This window comes from Fictibacillus sp. 7GRE50 (genome assembly GCF_015903875.1).
GTDB lineage: Bacteria > Bacillota > Bacilli > Bacillales > Fictibacillaceae > Fictibacillus > Fictibacillus phosphorivorans.
Window position 1 is genome coordinate 402,880 of record NZ_JACZDW010000001.1, and the last position, 19,944, is coordinate 422,823.

20 protein-coding genes and 1 pseudogene are annotated in these 19,944 nt (G+C 37.3%); 2 read left to right on the top strand and 19 right to left on the bottom strand.

The genetic code is table 11. The annotated features are described in order from the left end of the window. Positions 1-38: 38 nt before the first annotated feature. Both IHV12_RS01990 and IHV12_RS01995 read right to left on the bottom strand, forming a co-directional pair. Positions 39-404: a response regulator transcription factor gene (locus IHV12_RS01990; RefSeq protein WP_197129854.1), complete on the bottom strand. Its 366-nt coding sequence runs from the start codon at positions 402-404 to the stop codon at positions 39-41. 294 nt (positions 405-698) lie between these two features. Continuing rightward, the gene (locus tag IHV12_RS01995; RefSeq protein WP_197129852.1) at positions 699-1,901 is read right to left on the bottom strand and encodes a D-alanyl-D-alanine carboxypeptidase family protein; all 1,203 of its coding nucleotides are present in this window, start codon (positions 1,899-1,901) and stop codon (positions 699-701) included. A 201-nt stretch (positions 1,902-2,102) separates the two neighbouring features. Between IHV12_RS01995 and IHV12_RS02000 the strand changes: the two genes are divergently transcribed. Next, positions 2,103-2,429, top strand: a complete 327-nt coding sequence (locus IHV12_RS02000; RefSeq protein ID WP_197129849.1) for a four-helix bundle copper-binding protein — start codon at positions 2,103-2,105, stop codon at positions 2,427-2,429. 118 nt (positions 2,430-2,547) lie between these two features. Here IHV12_RS02000 and IHV12_RS02005 read toward each other — a convergent pair whose 3' ends face one another. From IHV12_RS02005 to IHV12_RS02045, 9 genes are all read right to left on the bottom strand, one after another. Then, positions 2,548-4,026: a UDP-N-acetylmuramoyl-L-alanyl-D-glutamate--2,6-diaminopimelate ligase gene (locus IHV12_RS02005; RefSeq protein ID WP_197129846.1), complete on the bottom strand. Its 1,479-nt coding sequence runs from the start codon at positions 4,024-4,026 to the stop codon at positions 2,548-2,550. Positions 4,027-4,085: 59 nt separating this feature from the next. Further along, positions 4,086-5,021 (bottom strand): F510_1955 family glycosylhydrolase, encoded by a 936-nt coding sequence (locus IHV12_RS02010; RefSeq protein WP_197129843.1) that lies wholly within the window; start codon positions 5,019-5,021, stop codon positions 4,086-4,088. Between the two features lie 51 nt (positions 5,022-5,072). Then, the gene (locus IHV12_RS02015) at positions 5,073-6,665 is read right to left on the bottom strand and encodes a multicopper oxidase family protein (RefSeq protein ID WP_197129840.1); all 1,593 of its coding nucleotides are present in this window, start codon (positions 6,663-6,665) and stop codon (positions 5,073-5,075) included. 162 nt (positions 6,666-6,827) lie between these two features. After that, entirely contained in the window at positions 6,828-7,013 is a 186-nt protein-coding gene (locus IHV12_RS02020; RefSeq protein WP_231620612.1) for a hypothetical protein, read from the bottom strand. 46 nt (positions 7,014-7,059) lie between these two features. After that, on the bottom strand, positions 7,060-7,392 hold the full coding sequence (locus tag IHV12_RS02025) for a (2Fe-2S) ferredoxin domain-containing protein (protein WP_197129834.1): 333 nt from the start codon (positions 7,390-7,392) through the stop codon (positions 7,060-7,062). A gap of 40 nt (positions 7,393-7,432) precedes the next feature. After that, positions 7,433-8,296, bottom strand: coding sequence for a hypothetical protein (locus IHV12_RS02030; protein WP_197129831.1), 864 nt, complete (start codon positions 8,294-8,296; stop codon positions 7,433-7,435). A gap of 12 nt (positions 8,297-8,308) precedes the next feature. Continuing rightward, complete coding sequence (locus tag IHV12_RS02035) at positions 8,309-10,717, bottom strand: heavy metal translocating P-type ATPase (protein WP_197129827.1); 2,409 nt, start codon at positions 10,715-10,717, stop codon at positions 8,309-8,311. A gap of 79 nt (positions 10,718-10,796) precedes the next feature. Then, positions 10,797-11,003 carry a copper chaperone CopZ gene (gene copZ, locus IHV12_RS02040; RefSeq protein WP_197129825.1) on the bottom strand — a complete coding sequence of 69 codons (207 nt, stop codon included), beginning with the start codon at positions 11,001-11,003 and terminating at the stop codon, positions 10,797-10,799. Between the two features lie 15 nt (positions 11,004-11,018). Further along, complete coding sequence (locus IHV12_RS02045; RefSeq protein ID WP_197129822.1) at positions 11,019-11,351, bottom strand: metal-sensitive transcriptional regulator; 333 nt, start codon at positions 11,349-11,351, stop codon at positions 11,019-11,021. Positions 11,352-11,530: 179 nt separating this feature from the next. Between IHV12_RS02045 and IHV12_RS02050 the strand changes: the two genes are divergently transcribed. Continuing rightward, positions 11,531-12,475 carry a cupredoxin domain-containing protein gene (locus IHV12_RS02050; protein ID WP_197129820.1) on the top strand — a complete coding sequence of 315 codons (945 nt, stop codon included), beginning with the start codon at positions 11,531-11,533 and terminating at the stop codon, positions 12,473-12,475. 33 nt (positions 12,476-12,508) lie between these two features. Here the strand turns inward: IHV12_RS02050 and IHV12_RS02055 are convergent, their stop codons facing one another. From IHV12_RS02055 to IHV12_RS02090, 8 genes and pseudogenes are all read right to left on the bottom strand, one after another. After that, on the bottom strand, positions 12,509-12,835 hold the full coding sequence (locus IHV12_RS02055; protein ID WP_197130047.1) for a metal-sensing transcriptional repressor: 327 nt from the start codon (positions 12,833-12,835) through the stop codon (positions 12,509-12,511). Between the two features lie 38 nt (positions 12,836-12,873). After that, positions 12,874-13,897, bottom strand: a pseudogene (locus IHV12_RS02060) (ABC transporter ATP-binding protein). Between the two features lie 8 nt (positions 13,898-13,905). After that, complete coding sequence (locus IHV12_RS02065) at positions 13,906-14,829, bottom strand: ABC transporter permease (RefSeq protein ID WP_197129817.1); 924 nt, start codon at positions 14,827-14,829, stop codon at positions 13,906-13,908. A gap of 1 nt (position 14,830) precedes the next feature. Further along, positions 14,831-15,757 carry an ABC transporter permease gene (locus tag IHV12_RS02070; protein ID WP_197129816.1) on the bottom strand — a complete coding sequence of 309 codons (927 nt, stop codon included), beginning with the start codon at positions 15,755-15,757 and terminating at the stop codon, positions 14,831-14,833. 63 nt (positions 15,758-15,820) lie between these two features. Next, positions 15,821-17,455 carry a peptide ABC transporter substrate-binding protein gene (locus IHV12_RS02075; protein ID WP_231607364.1) on the bottom strand — a complete coding sequence of 545 codons (1,635 nt, stop codon included), beginning with the start codon at positions 17,453-17,455 and terminating at the stop codon, positions 15,821-15,823. 30 nt (positions 17,456-17,485) lie between these two features. After that, complete coding sequence (locus IHV12_RS02080) at positions 17,486-17,695, bottom strand: heavy-metal-associated domain-containing protein (RefSeq protein WP_197129815.1); 210 nt, start codon at positions 17,693-17,695, stop codon at positions 17,486-17,488. 42 nt (positions 17,696-17,737) lie between these two features. Then, the gene (locus IHV12_RS02085; RefSeq protein WP_197129814.1) at positions 17,738-18,361 is read right to left on the bottom strand and encodes a nitrite reductase; all 624 of its coding nucleotides are present in this window, start codon (positions 18,359-18,361) and stop codon (positions 17,738-17,740) included. Positions 18,362-18,552: 191 nt separating this feature from the next. Continuing rightward, the gene (locus IHV12_RS02090) at positions 18,553-19,929 is read right to left on the bottom strand and encodes an MATE family efflux transporter (RefSeq protein ID WP_231618261.1); all 1,377 of its coding nucleotides are present in this window, start codon (positions 19,927-19,929) and stop codon (positions 18,553-18,555) included. Positions 19,930-19,944: the final 15 nt, after the last annotated feature.

The following is a 19,944-nucleotide window of genomic DNA, read 5'->3' on the forward strand; positions in this document are numbered from 1 at the left end:
GAAAATGAGCTTTTCCTAGGATAAGCTCATTTTGTTGTTCATAAATTTGATTGTCTAAGAATATTCTTAACCCTTAAGACTAATTCTCTTGGGCTGAAAGGTTTTTTCATATAATCACTTGCTCCAATCGACAAACCATGTATTCTATCATCTTCTCCATATTTAGCTGATAAAATGAGGATTGGGATCGAGTGATTGTCTCTAATCATTTGGCAAAGTTCTTCTCCACTAATATCTGGAAGCATTAAATCAAGTATGACAAAATCAAATGAGGAAACTTTCAGATGATATAACGCATCTTTTCCATTAAATACACTTACTGTTTGAAATCCTTCCTTTTCAAAGTATGAAGAGATAACATCTACTAATTTTGGCTCGTCATCTATGATAAGAATTCTTACCATAATTCCCCTCCATTTTTAGTAAGATAGTTTAATTATTGATTATACTTACGTGATATTGAAGTTTTCAAAAAACGAGAAAATTTTGATTCTAAGATTTTTAATTTTTCATCTAATAACAGAATATCATCTAAATTGTTTTGTTTCTGATTTTTTATGTTATCTAAGATACTTCTCATTTCTGGAAGTAATTTAGAAAACGCTTCGAGAATTTCCTTTTCCTATTCCAATTTACACTCACCTCTTATTTGAAAAGCATTCCTTTAAATTGAGAATAAATAGTTATACTGGATCTATCTAATGGTGATATTTGAATGAAGAATATTTTTGACTTTTAAATTTAATGCTTCTCAGTCGAATTAAATAAATCAAGAAGAGTAGAAAAACAATATAAAGTGCTACTAGAAGATAAGTAATTATTACTAAAGGACTACGTTTAACCTCTTTACCATCTTCATTTTTTTTCGTTTTTTTTAACTCTTTAGTTAAAGAATACTCTAATAATACCTTCTCATTTTGGTCTTTAATAACTAATAAGCCATCCATGTTAACTTCTGAAATGATCGGAATGTTAACTCCTGCTGTAAAAAACAGATCTTTATCAATATTATATCCTTCTGCACCTTGAATTGTTGTAAGATCTACTTCAGAAAATTTCTGCGTTAGAAAATGAGTAAAACCAAAATCTAATAAACTAGTGGTGTCCGCATATGCAACTTCAGAAGAGTTCGCTTTTAAAGTGACCGCTATTAATTCAGTTTCTCCACGTTTCGCCGTTGTGACCAATGTAGTCCCAGATTGATCAACATAACCATTTTTGCCGCCATTAACACCCTCATATCTCCATAACATTTTATGATGATTATAAAGCGTTGTATCCCAGCCTTCTCCAACCCAACGTAGTTCTTTTGTTCGGAAGATTTCTCTAAACTCCTTATTTTTCATTGCATACTTAGTAATCATTGCCATATCATAAGCAGTTGTTTGGTGATTAATATCAAACAAACCATGAGGATTTTTAAAAGTACTGTTAGTAATTCCGATTTTTTCTTTTGTGAACCGATTCATTTCATTACTGAACGATTCCACACTACCTGCCATATGTTCGGCAATCGCCACTCCCGCATCGTTTCCTGAATTGATTAATAACCCCTGCACGAGTTTTTTTAAAGATACTTGTTCCCCTGGTTCAAGGTATACTCTCGTTCCTTCTGTATCTCGAGCGTTTTGACTAATTAGAACTTTATCTGACAGGTTACCTTCTTCAATAGCAATTATTGCTGTTAAAATTTTTGTGATACTGGCAGGATACATACTTTGATAACTATTCTTCTCATAAAGAATTTCTCCTGTAGTTCCTTCAATTAAAATCACAGATTCACTGGATATATTACCTGGAGAGTTACTTGAAGCTGCAGTAGAAAATGGGCTTAAGAACATGAGTAAGATTATGAAAAATAAAATACTAATGACTAAGACGATTCTTTTGCTGAATTTCATTTTTCGTTCCTCTTTTGATTAATTTCTCAGGAGTATAACATTTAAATATGAATTTTTTATGCAGTGACGGTTTGTCCATTTAGATAAATAATGAAAGAATTATGCAGTTTTTATGGATTTTCGCAAAATACGTTTATATGACCACTCAATGGGTACACTTTTTATGTAATTAAATCCCTAATAACGAAAGGATGATGATGTATGCATGACACGTACCAACAATGTATTGATGAATGTCTGGCCTGTATGAAAGAATGTAATCATTGTTTTGACGCATGTTTAAATGAAGAAGACGTAAAAATGATGGCGGAATGTATCAGGTTGGATAGAGCCTGTGCAGATATTTGTTCCTTTGCTGCTACAGCGATGAGCAGTAACAGTCCGTTCATAAATGAAATCTGTTCCCTTTGTGCTCAAATTTGCGAAGCATGTGGAAATGAGTGTAAAAAACATGATCATGAACACTGTCAGCGATGTGCAGAAGCTTGTTTTAAATGTGCGGAAGCTTGCCGTAGGATGGTAAGTTAATAAAAAGAATCACTAACGAATCGGAGTGGAAAATTCTTTTTACGTGCAATCTCAACTGAAGAAAAGCAAAATATTTAAAGATAGAAAAAGAAGCTGACATTTGTCGGCTTCTAATTTTTTAAGGGAATATGCATTTGTTATTATTTGTCCTGTTTTTTAGATACGTTATAGTTTCCTTATCGGATGAACATGGCAATTCGAAAACTTGCTCATACCTCTCAGAACCTTTTCCTGTAATAAACACCCAATCTTTTGATCCATTAACTTTTCTCCAAGCAAAACTAATCGCTTGGGTTCGGTCTGGAATTACAACAATAGGAAGATCAAGGAACCGTTCTTTTAATTCATTTAAGGAACTAATCATGGACTCTTCTTTTTCTCCGTTTAAATCATCTAGTGTTAGTATGATTAAATGACTAAATTCTTTAGAAGAATCTATCATAACCTCTCTCTTTGTTACGTCTCTTTTACCTCTAAAACCAAGAACATGTATGATTTGTTCTGCTTGTTCGCGCTCTGCAATTTCTAAACAGTAGTGAATTGCATCAGCAGTATGTGCATAATCAATGACAAATGAAGCCCCATTATGATGCGTATATGTTTCAAATCTACCCGGGACACCAGAGAATGACTGTAATGAATGATGAATGGATTCGATGTTATGACCCATTATATTACTTGTCAATATCGCAGTCATCATGTTCCATCCGTTATGGATACCTGGAATGGTACACTTTATTAGATAAGGATTGCCATCCATATAATATTTGAACTCAGAAAAGTACGAGGGTATTATCTCTTTGACTGTTAAACTATTCTCACCTACCCCCATTGTGAAATGAGGAATTTTAGATGTAGTCAACATATCTGCTAGCTTGTTTCCCCAATCGGTGTAAGTAGCTATAATGGCTTGTCCTGTTGGTTTTAACTGAGCAAAAAGCCTCGCTTTAACCTGAAAATACTCCCACATATTTTTATGATAATCCATATGATCATGACTTAAATTGGTGAATATAGCAAAATCAAAGTATATGCCTTCTATACGATTCTGTTCGATGCCGTGTGAAGAAACCTCCATGATTACAACATCATCATTACTTTTCGCAATCAGTTGGTTTAATTCAATCGAATCAGGGGTCGTATTTTTAGATTGAATTACCTCGTTGTTAATAATCGTATTTACAGTGCCAATTAGTGAGCAGGTTTTTCCTTGCATTTCTAAAATATGCTTAAGCATATAAGCAGTGGTAGTCTTGCCATTCGTTCCTGTAATACCTATCATTATATGTTTTTTATAAGGGTAGCCATAAAAGCAGCTTACTAGTTTTGCTAGTGCCTTTCTGCTGTCTGTTACTCTAATATAAGGAATTTCAGTTGATTGATAATCTGATTCTCCTATGATAGCAACTGCTCCGGAATCGACTGCATGTTTAATAAAATCATGACCATCTACTTCATATCCATTTATAGCGACAAACAAATCTCCTTGTTCAACAAACTTTGAATTTGACTTGATCCCTTTTATGCCTATCCTGCACGCTTGTGGATAATCCTCTATTGATATATTTAATTCTTGAAGTAATGTTATTAATTCCATGGATTCTGCTCCTTATTTGTTTAACCAAAAATGAAGTATACCTGATAAAAGATAATTTATTAATTAACTGCTTTTCCTTGATTAACAAGTTTGATCCATCTTTCACCATTGTAAAAATACACATCTTTTTTAAAGGTAGTAAAAACGATGTTTTTATCCACTGGATTCTTAGCTAAATAAGATATGGCATCTTCCTGGAGTGTCGGAATACTTATCTCCTTTTCCGAACTATCATTTATATTGATTTCTGTAAGGAACGCTTTATTCTCAAACCCACCTACTAAGAGTGAATTTTTATTAGTAAACGTAAGTGATGTAACTTGTTTCATGTTCGTCAGTTCTTCAAATGTTTTACCCTTATTTCTTGATAGATGAACCTTATTTTGAGAACTTATTGCAACGACATTCGTATCAGTAGGATGGACCGCAATACCTGTGATCTCCCCCTCTACATTTGTTAAGTCACTTTCATTCCATGATTTAGCATCGTCATTGGAATAATAAAGACCATCTGATGGCATTCTTGAATTAGCCATAGAAGTATAGGCATACAAGACATGGTTTTCGTAGCCTGCAGCGAGAAAATGGAAATCCGTTTCGCCTTCTAAGCCAAGCAGTTCGATTTCCCCACCTATCTCTTTACTTCTTACGATTCCTAACGGGTCTGGTTTGTCTGAATCATTTCCTGGATGGCCGCTGCTATAAAAACCATCATCCACCATTGAAAAACCCATATAATCATTTTTCTCACCAGGTGTTGCTTGCCATTGTTTGTTCATCGTATCGTACTGCTTGATTCCATCATGTGCAGGTATAAAGATCTTTTTTCCGTCATTTGAATATCCTACCCCATGGATATCCGTGAACGTTACACTTGATTGTTTATCATTGAATGTAAATAAAAGTATTAAAACCAAAACTAAGCTAATCGCTGCAAGAATTAAAATACCCTTAAGTTTAAATGGCTTTTTTGTTGTTTTTTTCTTTTTAGCCATAATTTACCTCTCCTTCATAAACAAAGAGAAAAACCTCTTGAGCGAGGTTTTTCATTCTGAAATATTATTTACTTTACCTTCATCCTTGTAAAAAGGTTTGAAGTTATTATATTTCACCATGGTCATCATACCAGCTGAGGCATGATGTAAATCATGGCAGTGGAACATCCAGTTACCTGGGTTATCAGCTACGAATGCAACCTCATATGTTTCTCCAGGCTTTACATTTAGTGTATCTTTCATTAATGGTGCTCCTTCTACAGGTTTTCCATTCTTACTTAATACTTGAAAGAAATGGCCATGTAGATGCATTGGGTGATCAGATTTATCCATACTTTTGTTTGTTAAAGTGACTTTGACTTTATCACCCTTATCCACCTTTATATTTTCAGTCTTAGGATAAGTATTCCCGTTTATGGTGTACTTCATCTCACCGGAATCCATATCAGTAGCAAGGTCCATTTTGTATTCTAAATCGAAAGAATCGTTTAATGAGAAATTCCCTTTAATCTCTTTACCAAACTCATCTGGTTTCACCATGCCCGCATCTTTTTTGTGAGCAACAGGCTGCACCGCCTCTTCTTCGGCTTGGATATTTATCCTCATGTCTTTAGATGCATCCATCTCACCATGGCAATCGATTGTTACGGTTTCACCTGTTGCAATGAACTCTATATCATACCTTTCACCAGGTGCAACTTCAAGTACCTTATTTTCCTGTTCGATTGGTTGATTCACGGGCTGACCATCAACGTTGGTTACTTTAAAATTCAATGGAATATGAATTTTATGAGACATATATCCGGCATTTACAAATCGGAGTTTTACTTTTTCTCCTTTTTTCGCTATAAGGGGTTTACTTTTATCATATGACTTACCGTTTATTGTATATATATCATAAGAAGACATATCATGGTCCATACCATTCATTGAACCGTTATCGGAAGATTTGCTGTCTTTATTTTTCTTATCCCCCATGTCCATATTGGAATGATCCATACCTTCCATATCTTCTGTATCTGACTCATTCATATCCATGTTTGAGTGATCCATTCCATCCATTTCTTCGGATTCTTGCTTTGGATTGGACTCCCATTCATCTAAAACAAGTGAATAATCTCGATCATACTGTTCATCATCTTTAGATTCAACGATAAAGACTCCATAAAGCCCCTTATCAACCTGATTTACGCTGTCTTGATGGCTATGATACCAATACGTTCCAGGGGTATCTGCGACAAACTGATACGTATACTCCTTGCCTGTTTCAATAGCATCTTGTGTGACTCCGGGAATACCATCTTGTGTATTCGATAAAGGGACACCGTGCCAATGTATACTTACAGGCTTCGGAAGTTCATTCTTGATTGTAACCTTTACCCCTTCACCTTCTTTTACTCTAATCTCTTGCCCAGGGACGCTTCCATTATAAGTCCAAGCTTCAATGGTCTTACCGGACTTCAATTCCCAATTCTCTTTTTTTGCAGTAATGGAGAACTCTTTAATTGTTTTACCTTCTAAAATTTCTTCTTTTGCTTGTACCTTATTTTCATTAGATTGATCTTTTGAACCCTCTTGGCTACAACCTGTTATAACCAAAATGAGTACCAGTAACATTAAAGAAATCAACCATTGCTTTTTCATTGGTTTTCCCTCCTCAAATTAACCGTACTAAAAAAATATGCAATTTTTATGGAGCAACCTAATAAGTTCATAACTCTTCAAATCACGAAATAAATAAAAAAAGTACCGAACAATAAATCGGTACTTTTCATAAAGAGTAACCTACTCTTTAATAGAAATCCTTCATCCACCTTTGATGCAGGTCATCTTAGAACTATTTACTCTTCTATTTAACTCATCTAATAAAATAGTTAGAGTTCTTTCATTCACTACTGAACATAGTTTTTCGCCATTATTAATGGATATATTAAACCTTTCAAAAACTTCACTAGTATCTTGCCATACCTTAACGATATCCACTACAGACATGTTCGGCTGGATAACCATCAACTGCTCCTCCTATGAATAAAGTATTTTATTTATTATCCTGAAATCTCGCAAATGACTTAACGTCATACGTATAAGCTAGAGCTTCATCTAACTTTTCGTCAGACTTAATCTTATCGATCAGTTGTTTTCCCTTTTCAGGAGTCATCTCTTTATACCAGTCTCCATCCGGGTAGACTACGACTGTCGGTCCCTCTTTACATCTTCCGTTGCAAAAGGTTTTAGTAGTATGAATTTTGTTTAATAACCCTTGATCTTTAATTTCTTGTCGAACGGTATTCGTAACTTCCTCAGCCCCTTTTTTGATGCAGCTAGCTCCGTTACACAATAACACGTGTTTTGAAACGCCAGAAAGTTCCATAAAGTGCTTCACCTCGTTCCCGAGAGATAGAACGTAAAATTTACTTAACTTCTACTACAAATGGATAAACATTCACTTTTCCATTTATCTTAAATTCACCCCAAATTTTATATATACCTGGCTGGTCAAATTTTGTGGCAAACTTTGTATCTGTTTCCGATGCTGGGTGGACGTGAACATACTCATCTCCACCTTCGTCTAATATGACTACATGACCAAGCGCTCCTAGATAGGGCTCGGGTTTGTTTTCTTTTAGATCAAAATCCAACACAATTTCTTCACCTGATGTAAAGGTTTCAGGACTCATGGTTAACTTGTAGCCATTGACTGTTTTAGTGAACTCAGTTTCTGGCTTTAACGAATCATGTTCACCGTGGGCATCACCAGCGCCAACCTCGATTGGAAGTGGCTGCACCTCATAGTTTTTATCTTTTGGTTTAATGTCTATGAACGCTTTATAGCTTCCTTCTTCCAGTTTGTGCTGTATGGTAAACACACCATTCCCTTTTTTCTCGGGATGAATGTGGTAATACTGCTGCAGTTCATCATTTACGATGATCAAATGCATCAGTTTCTCATGATCGATCTCTAATTCCTCTACTGGGTTTCCCTCTTTATCTTTCAACTCAATATGGATTAAATTGTTTTCGTAATGCAGAGTTGGTGTAATATCACTATTTTTTGATACATTGCCTTGGCTCTCCCCATGATCACCATGTCCAGCCTCCTGCTTTTCCTTATCTTTTGTATCAGATGAATCAGATGTATTCTGTTCTCCAACATGACCAGCATGTTCACTAGTCGATGGTTCTGCGTACTTTGCAAATACGGAATAGCTCCCGATCACTATAACGAGTATCAATACAGCCGACAATGTCCACCTTAAAACGATATTGTCCTTCATAGAATTCCCTCCTTACAGTTTTACTTTTTGTAAACGAAGTGCATTAAGAACAACTGACACCGAGCTGAATGCCATCGCAGCTCCTGCAAGCCATGGGGCAAGAAAACCTAGTGCAGCAACAGGGATGCCTAACACGTTATAAGCAAAAGCCCAGAAAAGATTTTGTTTGATGTTTCGTATTGTCTTTTTACTCATGTAGATGGCATCTGCAATGCTGTTCAGATCGCCACGAATCAGCGTTACATCAGCTGCCTCCATCGCAACGTCTGTACCTGTGCCAATCGCCATCCCAATATCCGCTACAGCTAGTGCTGGAGCGTCATTGATTCCGTCTCCGACCATGGCCACTTTATTACCTTGCTCCTGTAGCTTTTTCACCTCATCTGCTTTTCCTTCAGGAAGAACTTCAGATATGACATGATCAATCCCCACTTGTTTAGCAATGTATTTAGCTGTTTGCTGATTATCTCCTGTGATCATGATAACTTTAAGACCCATTTCTTTTAATCGAGAAATCGCATCTTTTGATGTTTCTTTGATCGTATCGGCTACAGCGATAATTCCTGCATATACTCCGTCTATCGCCACGAGCATCGCGGTTTTACCGGCTTTTTCAAGTTCCTCCATCTGATTATTAGAATCATAGATGGTAACGTTGTTTTCTTTCATTAATTTTCGTGTACCGATGAAAAGTGTTTTACCTGCAACTACAGCTTTGATACCAAACCCAGGAATAGCATCAAAATCCTCCGAACTCGATAACTGGATTCCCTTATTGGTGATTCCTTCTACAATAGCTTGCGCCAATGGGTGTTCAGAATTTTTCTCTGCTGAACCTACTAGTCTTAACACTTCTTCTTCACTGAATGATGGTTCCACAATAATATCTGTAAGTTCTGGAGTACCGTTTGTAACCGTACCCGTTTTATCTAAGATCACAGTATCGATTCGATGAGTGGTTTCTAAGTGTTCTCCACCCTTAAATAAAATACCAAATTCAGCTGAGCGGCCAGAGCCTGCCATGATTGAAGTAGGAGTCGCTAATCCTAATGCACAAGGACACGCGATAACAAGGACAGCAATCAATTTTTCAAGCGCAACAGCAAATTCTCCGGGACTTACCCAAACAAACCAGATAATGAAGGTAAGAACAGCGATGCCTACAACTATAGGCACGAATACACCAGAGATTTGGTCAGCTAGACGCTGGATCGGTGCTTTTGAACCTTGTGCTTCCTCAACGACTTTTATGATTTGAGCCAGGGCCGTATCTTTCCCTACTTTTGTTGCCTTTATTTTTAGGAACCCGTTTTTATTAATGGTTGCACCGATTACCGTATCCCCTATTGTCTTATCGACAGGTACACTCTCACCTGTCAGCATCGATTCATCTAATGCTGAACGCCCTTCGATGATTTCACCATCGACCGGTACTTTATCACCTGGTTTTACATATACGATATCACCGGCTTCCACTTCTTCTATCGCTATTTCGATTTCTTTACCATCACGAACCACGATAGCTGTCTTAGCTTGCAGTCCCATCAGTTTCTTAATCGCTTCAGAGGAACGCCCCTTTGCTTTTGCTTCGAAAAGTTTTCCCAACACAATAAGTGTAATTAATATTGCCGATGTTTCAAAGTACATTTCCACCATCCCTTGATTGGTACCGATGGAAAGGATAGATAGGTACAGGCTATAGAAATAAGCTGCAGAAGTTCCTAATGCTACGAGTACATCCATGTTCGCACTTTTATTCCGGAGCGCTTTATAAGCTCCTACATAAAACTGTTTCCCTACAACAAACTGTACAGGTGTCGCGAGCGCCAATTGAACCCAAGGATTCATGAACATCTCAGGCAAATAGATAAAAGATGTAAACTCAAAATGACTAACCATTGCCCACAATAAAGGGAATGAGAGGATGACAGAAAAGATGAATTTTCCTTTCTGTTTCTCAATCTCCATTGCTCTATGATCAACCGATTCTTTGTAGTCTTCCTTTAGGGTTGCACCATATCCCAATTGGTCAACTTTTTTAATCATATCTCCAATAGAAACTTCAGATGGATTATATTGTACTGACCCGGTTTCTAATGCTAGATTAACGTTAGCTTTAATCACTCCGGGAAGTTTGTTTAACCCCTTTTCAATCCTTGTTGCACATGCTGCACACGTCATGCCAGTCAAATTGAATTCAGCTTTTTCAGTGACGACTCCATATCCGAGATCTTCTATTTTTTTCTCGAGATCGGCCACCTTTAAAATTTGAGGGTCATAAGAAACGGTTGATTTTTCAAGAGCAAGGTTTACGTTCGCTTTCTCGACTCCCTCTAACTTGTTCAAACCTTTTTCAATTCGGATCGCACAGGCTGCACAGGTCATACCTGATATTTGTAATGTCGTTTCTTTTGTACTCATGGTTTTCATCATCCCTTCGATATACCTATATGGGGTATATTTCAACTGAAAAGAAAGCGTGCTATGATAAGCACGCGATTTATTTTACATCGTAACCCTGATCATCGATCGTCTCTTTGATCTCATCCAGGTTTACTTTTGAAGAATCATATTCTACCTCAACGATACCTTCTTTAAGGTTTACTTTAGTGTGTGAGACACCGTCTAACTTTCCAACGCTTCCTTCAATAGCAATTATACAGTGGTTACAAGACATACCTTCTACTTTTAATGTGGTTTTTTCCATTGATATCTCTCCCTTTTATTTCATCAGTTTTTTAACAGTAACTAGAAGTTCATCCAATACTTCTTGATCGCCTTCTTGAATTCTCTCTACAACACAACTTTTCAAGTGGCCCTCAAGAAGAATTTTTCCAACACTATTTAATGCTGATTGAATCGCTGAAATTTGAGTGATAACGTCGTCACAGTAAGTGTCACGGTCAATCAACCCTTTAACACCTCTAATTTGCCCTTCGATCCGATTTAATCGTGTGATCAGATTGTTCTTTATTTTATCGGAATGATGACTCTTCCGTTCGTTCGTATCACAACATTGATCATTATTTAGATCATCTGGTTTTACTATTTCCATCAGATAACCTCCTTTATTTACTTTAATTTTACTATACCCCCCTACCCTATGTAAAGCCCGATTTTAATTTTTTTTACTCATATAAAATGTGCATTTTTTTTCGAGTTTATAATGAACTTGCATAAATCGATATCTTCCTCTCATAACTTAGAATGAAGGAATGGACAAGGAGGGCTTAAATGTCAATTTACATTTTAGGGGTTTTAGTGATTTGTACAGCTTTAGTTTTTCTATCATCTTTTTTTTATAAGTCTAAAGATTCCTTAATGAACAATATGGTTTACGTAATGGCTTACACTATGAGTATGGGTCTGACCGCTGGATTTTATTTAGGCGTGTACTTTAAAGATAATTTGCTGTATGCCACACTTTTCTCAATATTATTAAGTGGTCTAGCAGGTTTATTAATTGGGTCTAAACTTCATTTCCATCTAATGATTGAAGGACTTTTTTCAGGTATAATGGCCGGGATGATGGGTGCCATGTTAACAGTAATGTTAAGTTTTAAACAAGCACAGATATTGGTAATGATAGGAATCTTACTTACTGTAGGAATAACAATTTTATGTATTCTACAATTCTTATCAGAAACACTTAAACATCAAATTGAAAGATACTTTAATGTCATCATGCTTTTTGGCTGCGGACTGCTGCTTATGGTTTTTTTAAAATTTCCTGATGATATTATTAAACCACATGAAAAAGCTCAAACGCAGCACGAACAACATTCTTCTACATCAGCTAATAAGAATGAGGATAAAAAACTTGAACAGGAAGAAGTTTTCAATTGGGAGGTAGGAATAAAAGATTATAGATACCTTTCATCAAATGCTAGTTTAAAAAAAGATCAAAAAGTACTCTTAACATTATTAAATGATGATTCAGTTGAACATGATATTGAAATTTCTTCTTTTTCGTATGAGAATGTAGAAACATCAAACACTCAATCGGAACATGATCATGCTATGTCAAATGAAGATGATTCTGTCTTTCATCTACACGTTGAACCAAATCGATCCAATCAGGTATCGTTCATTCCTAAAGAAGCGGGTGTCTATACGTACTATTGTACAATCCCGGGACACAAAGAATCTGGCATGATAGGAAAAATAAAAATTTCGTGAAAAAACCCTCCGGAATGGGGGGGTTAAATCTGTTTATGATTTTGTAAATTGATGGATTACTTTCATTAACTCACTTACAGCTTCAGTTCCTTGGTTTGAAGAAATAGCATCCTTAACACAATGGTGTGTGTGGGTTTCTAATAAGTTAAAGCCCACTTTTTTTACCGCTGCGTTGATTGCACTCAATTGTACGATAATGTCAATACAATAGCGTTCATCGTGAATCATGTTCTGAATGCCGCGTACCTGACCTTCAATTCGTTTCAATCTATTCAACATTTCTTCTTTTTCTTTTTGTGATCTAGTTGTGTGTTTTTCTTCTGCAGCAGTTGAATCACAGCAACCGTGTTGTTCTTCCATAATGTTTTCTAGTGCCATCTTCTCACCTCTGAGTGTTTTTACATAATCTTTTTCTCTTTATTTTTAATAGTTAAAGGACTTTCCACCATGGGAGCTCTTTCGTCATTCAGCCAGCATGAGGCATGATGACCTTTATCGATCATAAAAGAAGTCGGTTTTTCTTCTTCACAAACATCTAGTACATATGGACATCTAGCTGCAAAGGAACACCCCTTTGAAATTTGTGACAGATCTGGGGGGGGAGCCATCAATTCCTTTTAACGGCTTTTTACTGTCAACATCCGGGATTGATTGTAAAAGTCCCCATGTATAGGGGTGTCTTGCTTTATAGAAGATCTCATTTACTGTTCCGCTCTCTACTATTTCACCAGCATACATGACTAAGATTCTATCTGCCATGTTTGCCACGATGCCTAAATCATGAGTGATCAGTATGATGGACATATTTAACTTCGGTTTTAACTCTTTTAACAGTTCTATTATTTGAGCTTGGATGGATACATCTAATGCTGTTGTAGGCTCATCTGCTATGAGGATGGAAGGTTCACAGATGAGGGCCATGGCAATGCCTACCCTTTGGCGCATACCTCCGCTTAGTTCGTGAGGATACTTTCTACTATTGTATTCTGGTTCTGGAATTCCAACAAGTTTGAGCATCCTGTGAACTTTTTCCCACACTTCTTTTTTCGGTAACTTATCGTGAACGATTAATCCTTCTGCGATCTGCTCACCAATTCTCATGGTCGGGTTTAATGAAGTCATTGGGTCCTGGAATACCATTGCAATTTTTCTGCCGCGGTATTTGACCATTTCTTTCTTTGAAAGCTGGGTTAGTTCTGTTTCTTTATAAAGAATGGATCCATCAACTATTTTAGCGTTTTGTGGCGGTAATAGTTTAAGTATACTTTTGGCAGTCACGGACTTCCCGCTGCCAGACTCGCCGACGATCGCTAGCACTTCTTCTGTTCCTAGACTAAAAGATACTCCTCTCAAGGCATTTATCGTTTTCTTTTTTGCGTAAAACTCGACATAAAGGTTGCTCACCTCTAAAAGATTCGTCATCTACTCACCTACGTTCTCATTTTAGGATCTAACGCATCTCTTAATCCATCTCCGACCACATTGAAGGCAAACATCGTTAACGAAATGAAGAATGCAGGAAAAAATAATATCCATAGGTGACCCGTCAATAGTGTCACAAGTGCCTCGGATGTCATCGTTCCCCAACTGGCCAAGGGTACTGGTACTCCTAAGCCTAAAAAGCTTAAAGTCGCCTCAGCAAAGATAGCTCCGGGAACAGATAGAGTCATAGCAACAATGATAGGACCTAAAGTATTGGGAAGAAGATGTTTAAACAAAATCTTATAAAAACCAGCTCCCAGTACTCGAGACGCCATAACGTATTCACATTCTTTGAGCTGGAGAATCTGTCCCCTTACAAGCCTGGCGATTCCAATCCACCCTGTTGCTGCCATCGCTAGTATGATGGTCGTAAGTCCGGGCTTGAGAACAACCATCAATAGAATGGTTACCAGTAGATGAGGCAACCCGTATAGGATATCTACTAGTCGCATAAGAATCTCATCCGTTTTACCACCTTTTAACCCTGCTATTCCACCGATGATTATTCCTACAATAAGATCGATTAAAACAGCCATTATTCCTATGAATAAACTAATCCTTGCTCCCGTCCATGTTCGGGCAAAAATATCTCTTCCTAATTGGTCTGTTCCAAACCAATGCTCTTTTGATGGTGGTTGATTGGATTCTAGTAAGGATTGATCAGAATATGAATAAGTCACTAACTTAGGACCGATAACAGCCATAATGATTAACAATAAGATGATGATTAGCCCAACGACAGCGAGTTTGTTCTTGGTTAGATAATATAACGTTTCTTTAAACTGTGAAAAAGGTTGGACGTTGATTTCTTCAACTATTCGAATGTTTTTTTCTTTGAAATGAAATTTTCTCTTCTCGTTTAGCGCTTCCATATTATCTCCTCCTCGCTAGTTTGATTCGAGGATCTAAGAATCCGTAAGTCAGATCGATTATTAAGATGAAGAGTATCAATATTGCACTGTAAAATATGGTTGTGCCTAAGATGACCGGATAGTCCCGATCAGAAATTGATTGAACAAAGTATTTTCCGATCCCAGGAATACCAAATATTTGTTCGATCACAAAACTCCCTGTTAATATTCCAGCTGATATAGGACCTAGTACAGTAACAACCGGTATCAATGCATTTCTTAATATATGACGAAAGATTAACCGTGAACCCGTTACACCCTTCGCAATAGCCGTTTGAACATAATCTGAGGTAAGAACTTCTAATATGCTCGACCTTGTTAATCTAGCTATGTAAGCTAACGGACCAACTGCCAACGCTAAGCTTGGAAGAACAGTATGTCTCCACGTACCCCAAGTAGCGACTGGGAGCCATTCAAGCTTTATCGCGAAGTAATTAATAAGAACAGTTGATAGTACAAAGCTCGGTACTGATAAGCCTAAGATGGCTATAACCATTGATAGATAATCTAACCAGCCGTTATGTTTGATCGCGGCTATGATACCTAGAGTCATCCCGAAGACGACTGCAATAACCAGTGCCTGTATGCCGAGTACCGCCGAAACAGGAAACCCACTTAATATTAATTCATTGACTGTACGTGTATCCGATGTAATCGAAGGTCCAAAATCTAAAGTAATAATTCCTGCCATGTATTTGAAATACTGGATGATAAGCGGCTGATCAAGGCCATAGTGAGCCCTCAGATTTTTCAGTACTTGTTCAGGTATGCTCTTTTCATTCGTGAATGGGTCACCTGGTATCAGATTCATTAACACAAAAGTTAGAGTGGCGATGACAAACAACGCAAGGAGTGCAGTCATCATTCGTTTAATGATATAGAAAATCATAGCTTACCTCCTTGAAAGAAAGAGGAAAACCAAAACGATTTCCCTCTATCAAATCATATTTCTTTACTCCACAAAAGCTTCCCTATAATCAACCGCTTGTATAATGTAACGGTGAACATTTTTTACATTATCTTGTTGCAGGTAGACTTTGTTGTTAAAGTAAAGTGGAGCGATCGCCATGTCTTCTAGTAATACTTTCTCGGCTTCTTGCATGTATTCAGCCCGCTTGTTTAGATCGAGTTCGGTATCTACTTTCTTAACCAAGTCATCATATGCCGGAATTGAGATTTTACTATAGTTATAGACATCTCCCGTTGTAAACTGACCGAGCAGGTTCTGAGCATCATTGTAGTCTGCCCCTGTGCTATAGATGGCTATCTCGTAATCTCCTTTTTGAACATTTTGAACAAACACTTTTCTCTCCATCGTTTTAAGCTCGACTTCTAAACCTAGATTCTTCTTCCACATTTCTTGCATCGCTTGAGTTAATTGGTTGTATAAATCGCTTGTATAGAACAATAGGCTCACCTTTGGCAGACTACTTAACCCTAACTCAGCCTTTCCTTCTTCTAATAGCTGTTTTGCCTCTTCAACCGATTTGTCCTTATAGAGTGAATCTCCTGCCTGCTCCCTGAACTCTCCCACACCATTTCCTAAACCGTTTGGTATGAATGAGAACGCAGGTGTTTCTCCTCCTTGAGTTACTTTATCTACAATCAATTGTCTATCCAGTGCCATACTCAGTGCTTTTCTTATCTTAGGATTACTGAACACCTTGTTCTCATGATTAAATCGCAAGTAGGCTACGCTTGCACTTGGTAGTTTTTCCGCGTCTCCGCTCTGAATGAGCTGGCTCTTGATAGAGTTTGGTATCTGTTCAGCAACAGCGATCTCCCCTGATTTGTACATACCATATTCGGTGTTTTGATCGTTTACCATCACCCATTTCAGTTCGTCTAGCTTTACGACCTCTTTTGCCCAGTAATTCTCATTCGGGACCATCACTAGCTCTTGATCGTGTTTCCATTCTTTAAGTTGAAATGGGCCGTTTGAAACAAATGTTTTTGCATCTGTCGCCCATTTAGCATTTGCTTCTGCTACCTTTTTGTTCACAGGCAATAATGTAAAAAACGATGTCAGTTCTAAAAAGAAGGATGTCGGTCTTTCGAGTGTGATTTCTAAAGTTTGTTGATCGGGGGCTTTTATACCAACTTCATTAAAATCTTTTACTGTCCCTTCATTATATGCAGCGCCGTTTTTGATGAAGAACAGATTACTTCCAAGAGGAGCAGCTACTTCTGGATTCAATACTCGTTCCCACGAAAAGATGAAGTCTTCCGCTGTTACTGGATCTCCGTTCGACCATTTAGCGTTCTTATTTAGATGAAAAGTATAAACTGTTTTATCATCAGAGATATCCCATGATTCGGCAACTCCGGCTACGACATTTCCTTTTTCATCCAACCTGACTAATCCTTCGAATAATTGGTTACTGATGTCTCCCGCGATCTGATTATCAATTAACGCCGGGTCTAGACTAGGAGGTTCTGATATGGCATTGATGGTTAGTTTTTGTTCCTTTTTTGTTTCACTATCGCTTGCAGCCGGTTCTTCTTCAATCCCCTTACTGCTGCAACCACTTAAAATAAGACTTACAAGTAAAATAAATGAAAAGAAAACACTTAACCTTTTTTTCATCCCCATGCCTCCCATAATCATATTTAACAACTAATCAATAACGTTGTACCCCTCCTCTTCTATTATTTCTTTGATTAGTGCTGTGTTAGTCTTATTAGACAAATAGGTTACTTGAACGCTGTTATTTGAGGCACTTGCTTTTACAGATTCAACTCCTGGTGATTCCATAAGTGCATCTTGAATGGCTTTCTCACAATGGCCGCAGCTCATTCCGTTTACTTTAAATTCGAATTTTTCCATGTTAGCCTCCTACAATGCCCCTCAAAATTTTTAAGTTTTTTTTTATATATTAAGTTGTTGTTTTATTTGATCGATACCAAACCGATTAAGAAACTTTGAAAATTTTTCTCTCCTTTTACCGTTTTTAGCATAAATATCAATAATTTGTTCGACTAGTTTAAATAATTCGTTTGGTTGTAGATTATTTTTGAAAAGTTGACCTGTTCGTGCATCAAGACCATTTGCTTTGCCACCTAAATAGAGATCAAAGGTGTCTCTTTGTTTTATAACTCCAATATCGTTTACTAATGGTTCACCACATGCGGTAGGACAACCAGTATATGCGGGCCGTAGTGTAAAAGGCACTTCCTTACCTGCGATACGATTGTTCAACTCGATGGCAACTGGCATACCCTCTTCTTCTGCCCCTTTACAAAAACCGCAAGTTCTTAAGCTCTTTACATAGTTTCCTACTGAATAACATGAAAGACCTATAAGCTCCAACTCATTCCTTATTTGTTCCAGGTTATCTTCTGGTACTTGAATAATAAGCTGTTGGAATGTTGTTAATTCAATTTCTGAATCCTCAGGTAAGTACTTGCTCAATAGAAGTAATTGTTTAGGTGATAGTTGTGCACCAAAACCAATTCCTCCGTTGACAGCTAGCCTAACTAACTTTCCCTCCAATGAAAAACCCCCTCTTATACCATACCCTCCCAACGTATAATATGTAGTATAAAAAAAACCTAGTACCAGCTAGGAAGAAATAGTATATAAATTTTCTAAAAATTCAAAATAATTGTAATTGATTCCATTTTAGTATTCCAATTTTTATAAGTCAATGGTTTTTTTATTTTAGTTTTAAAAATAATTATCTCTTATTTTGGTATATTTTTTTCAGTAGATATTTTAAAATAAGTTATCCATCTAACATATAAGTATATAGCTCTTATAAGTAAATCTAGAGCAATTGAAATCCATATCCCTGCTATTCCATAGCCGAGTACGATTCCAAAAAGGTAAACACCTAGGACTCGTATCACCCACATACCGACTGCTGTGCTATACATGGGACTTTTTGTATCGCCAGCTCCCTGAAGAGCCCCTGCCAAGATCAATCCTACAGCAAGTGCGGGTTGGGCAAATGCATCGATTCTTAGAGCAGTTACCACCATTTCAATGGCATTTTTATCTGTCGTGAACCAGGATGCAAAATATGGAGAAAAAACAAATAAGATGATCCCTATTATTGACATGAAGAAGATTCCGACCCCGGTTGTTAAAATGCCATATTGGTAGGCATCTTTTAATTTTCCCGCTCCTATACTTTGGCCTACTAGAGTAGTAGCGGCGATAGCTAATCCATATCCAGGCATGTAAGAAAAGGTTTCGATGTTTCCTGCAATGGTATGAGCTGCGAATGTTTCTGTTCCTATATGCACAATCAATCCGAAGTATAGAACTTGGCCAACTCTCATTATTAACCTTTCGATCGCAGCAGGTATGGATAATTTTATGACGGATAGCATGACGCCCCTTATCATGTTCAGTGTACCTTTACGCAGGGAAAAAGAAACGATTGATTTCTTAATATAATGATAGAGCATCCATGTTCCCATTATTCTTACTAATACTGTAGCCCAAGCGGCCCCAGCAACTCCTAATCCTTCCCAATCGCCTACTCCAAAAATCAGAACATAATCAAGACCAAGATGGATTATATTTATCCACCAGCTTACCTTCAATGGTGTTTTCGTATCACCAGAAGCTCGCAGGATGCTTCCGAAGATGAACATGAGAGAAATGAATATGGAGGGTATAGCGACGATTCGGAAATAGACAACTCCATCCACTAAAACTTTTTCATCAGCACCCATTAATAAAAGGAAAGGTTCCGCCAAAAATATACTTACGGCTCCAAAGAATAGACCTATAAACGCTGTTAAGAGAGTCGATTGTTTAGCGATTGATTTCGCCTGATCAATATCTCCGGCTCCTAAACTCCGTGCGATCAGTGATGAAGTCCCGACGCCAACCGCCATAAAGACGGCTATATAAACGGCTATTACCGTATTAGCTACACCTACTGCAGTTACCTCCTCTAGTCCTATCTTTGCTACGAAGAGAGTATCTACGAATCCTACAATCGTTTGTAAGATGTTCTCTAACATGGCTGGAATTGCTAAAGAGAGAATAATAGAGATTTTTCCCCATTTTGTCTGTTCCTTTAATGAACCATCCGATTTCAGTGACATTTATTCACTTCCTTG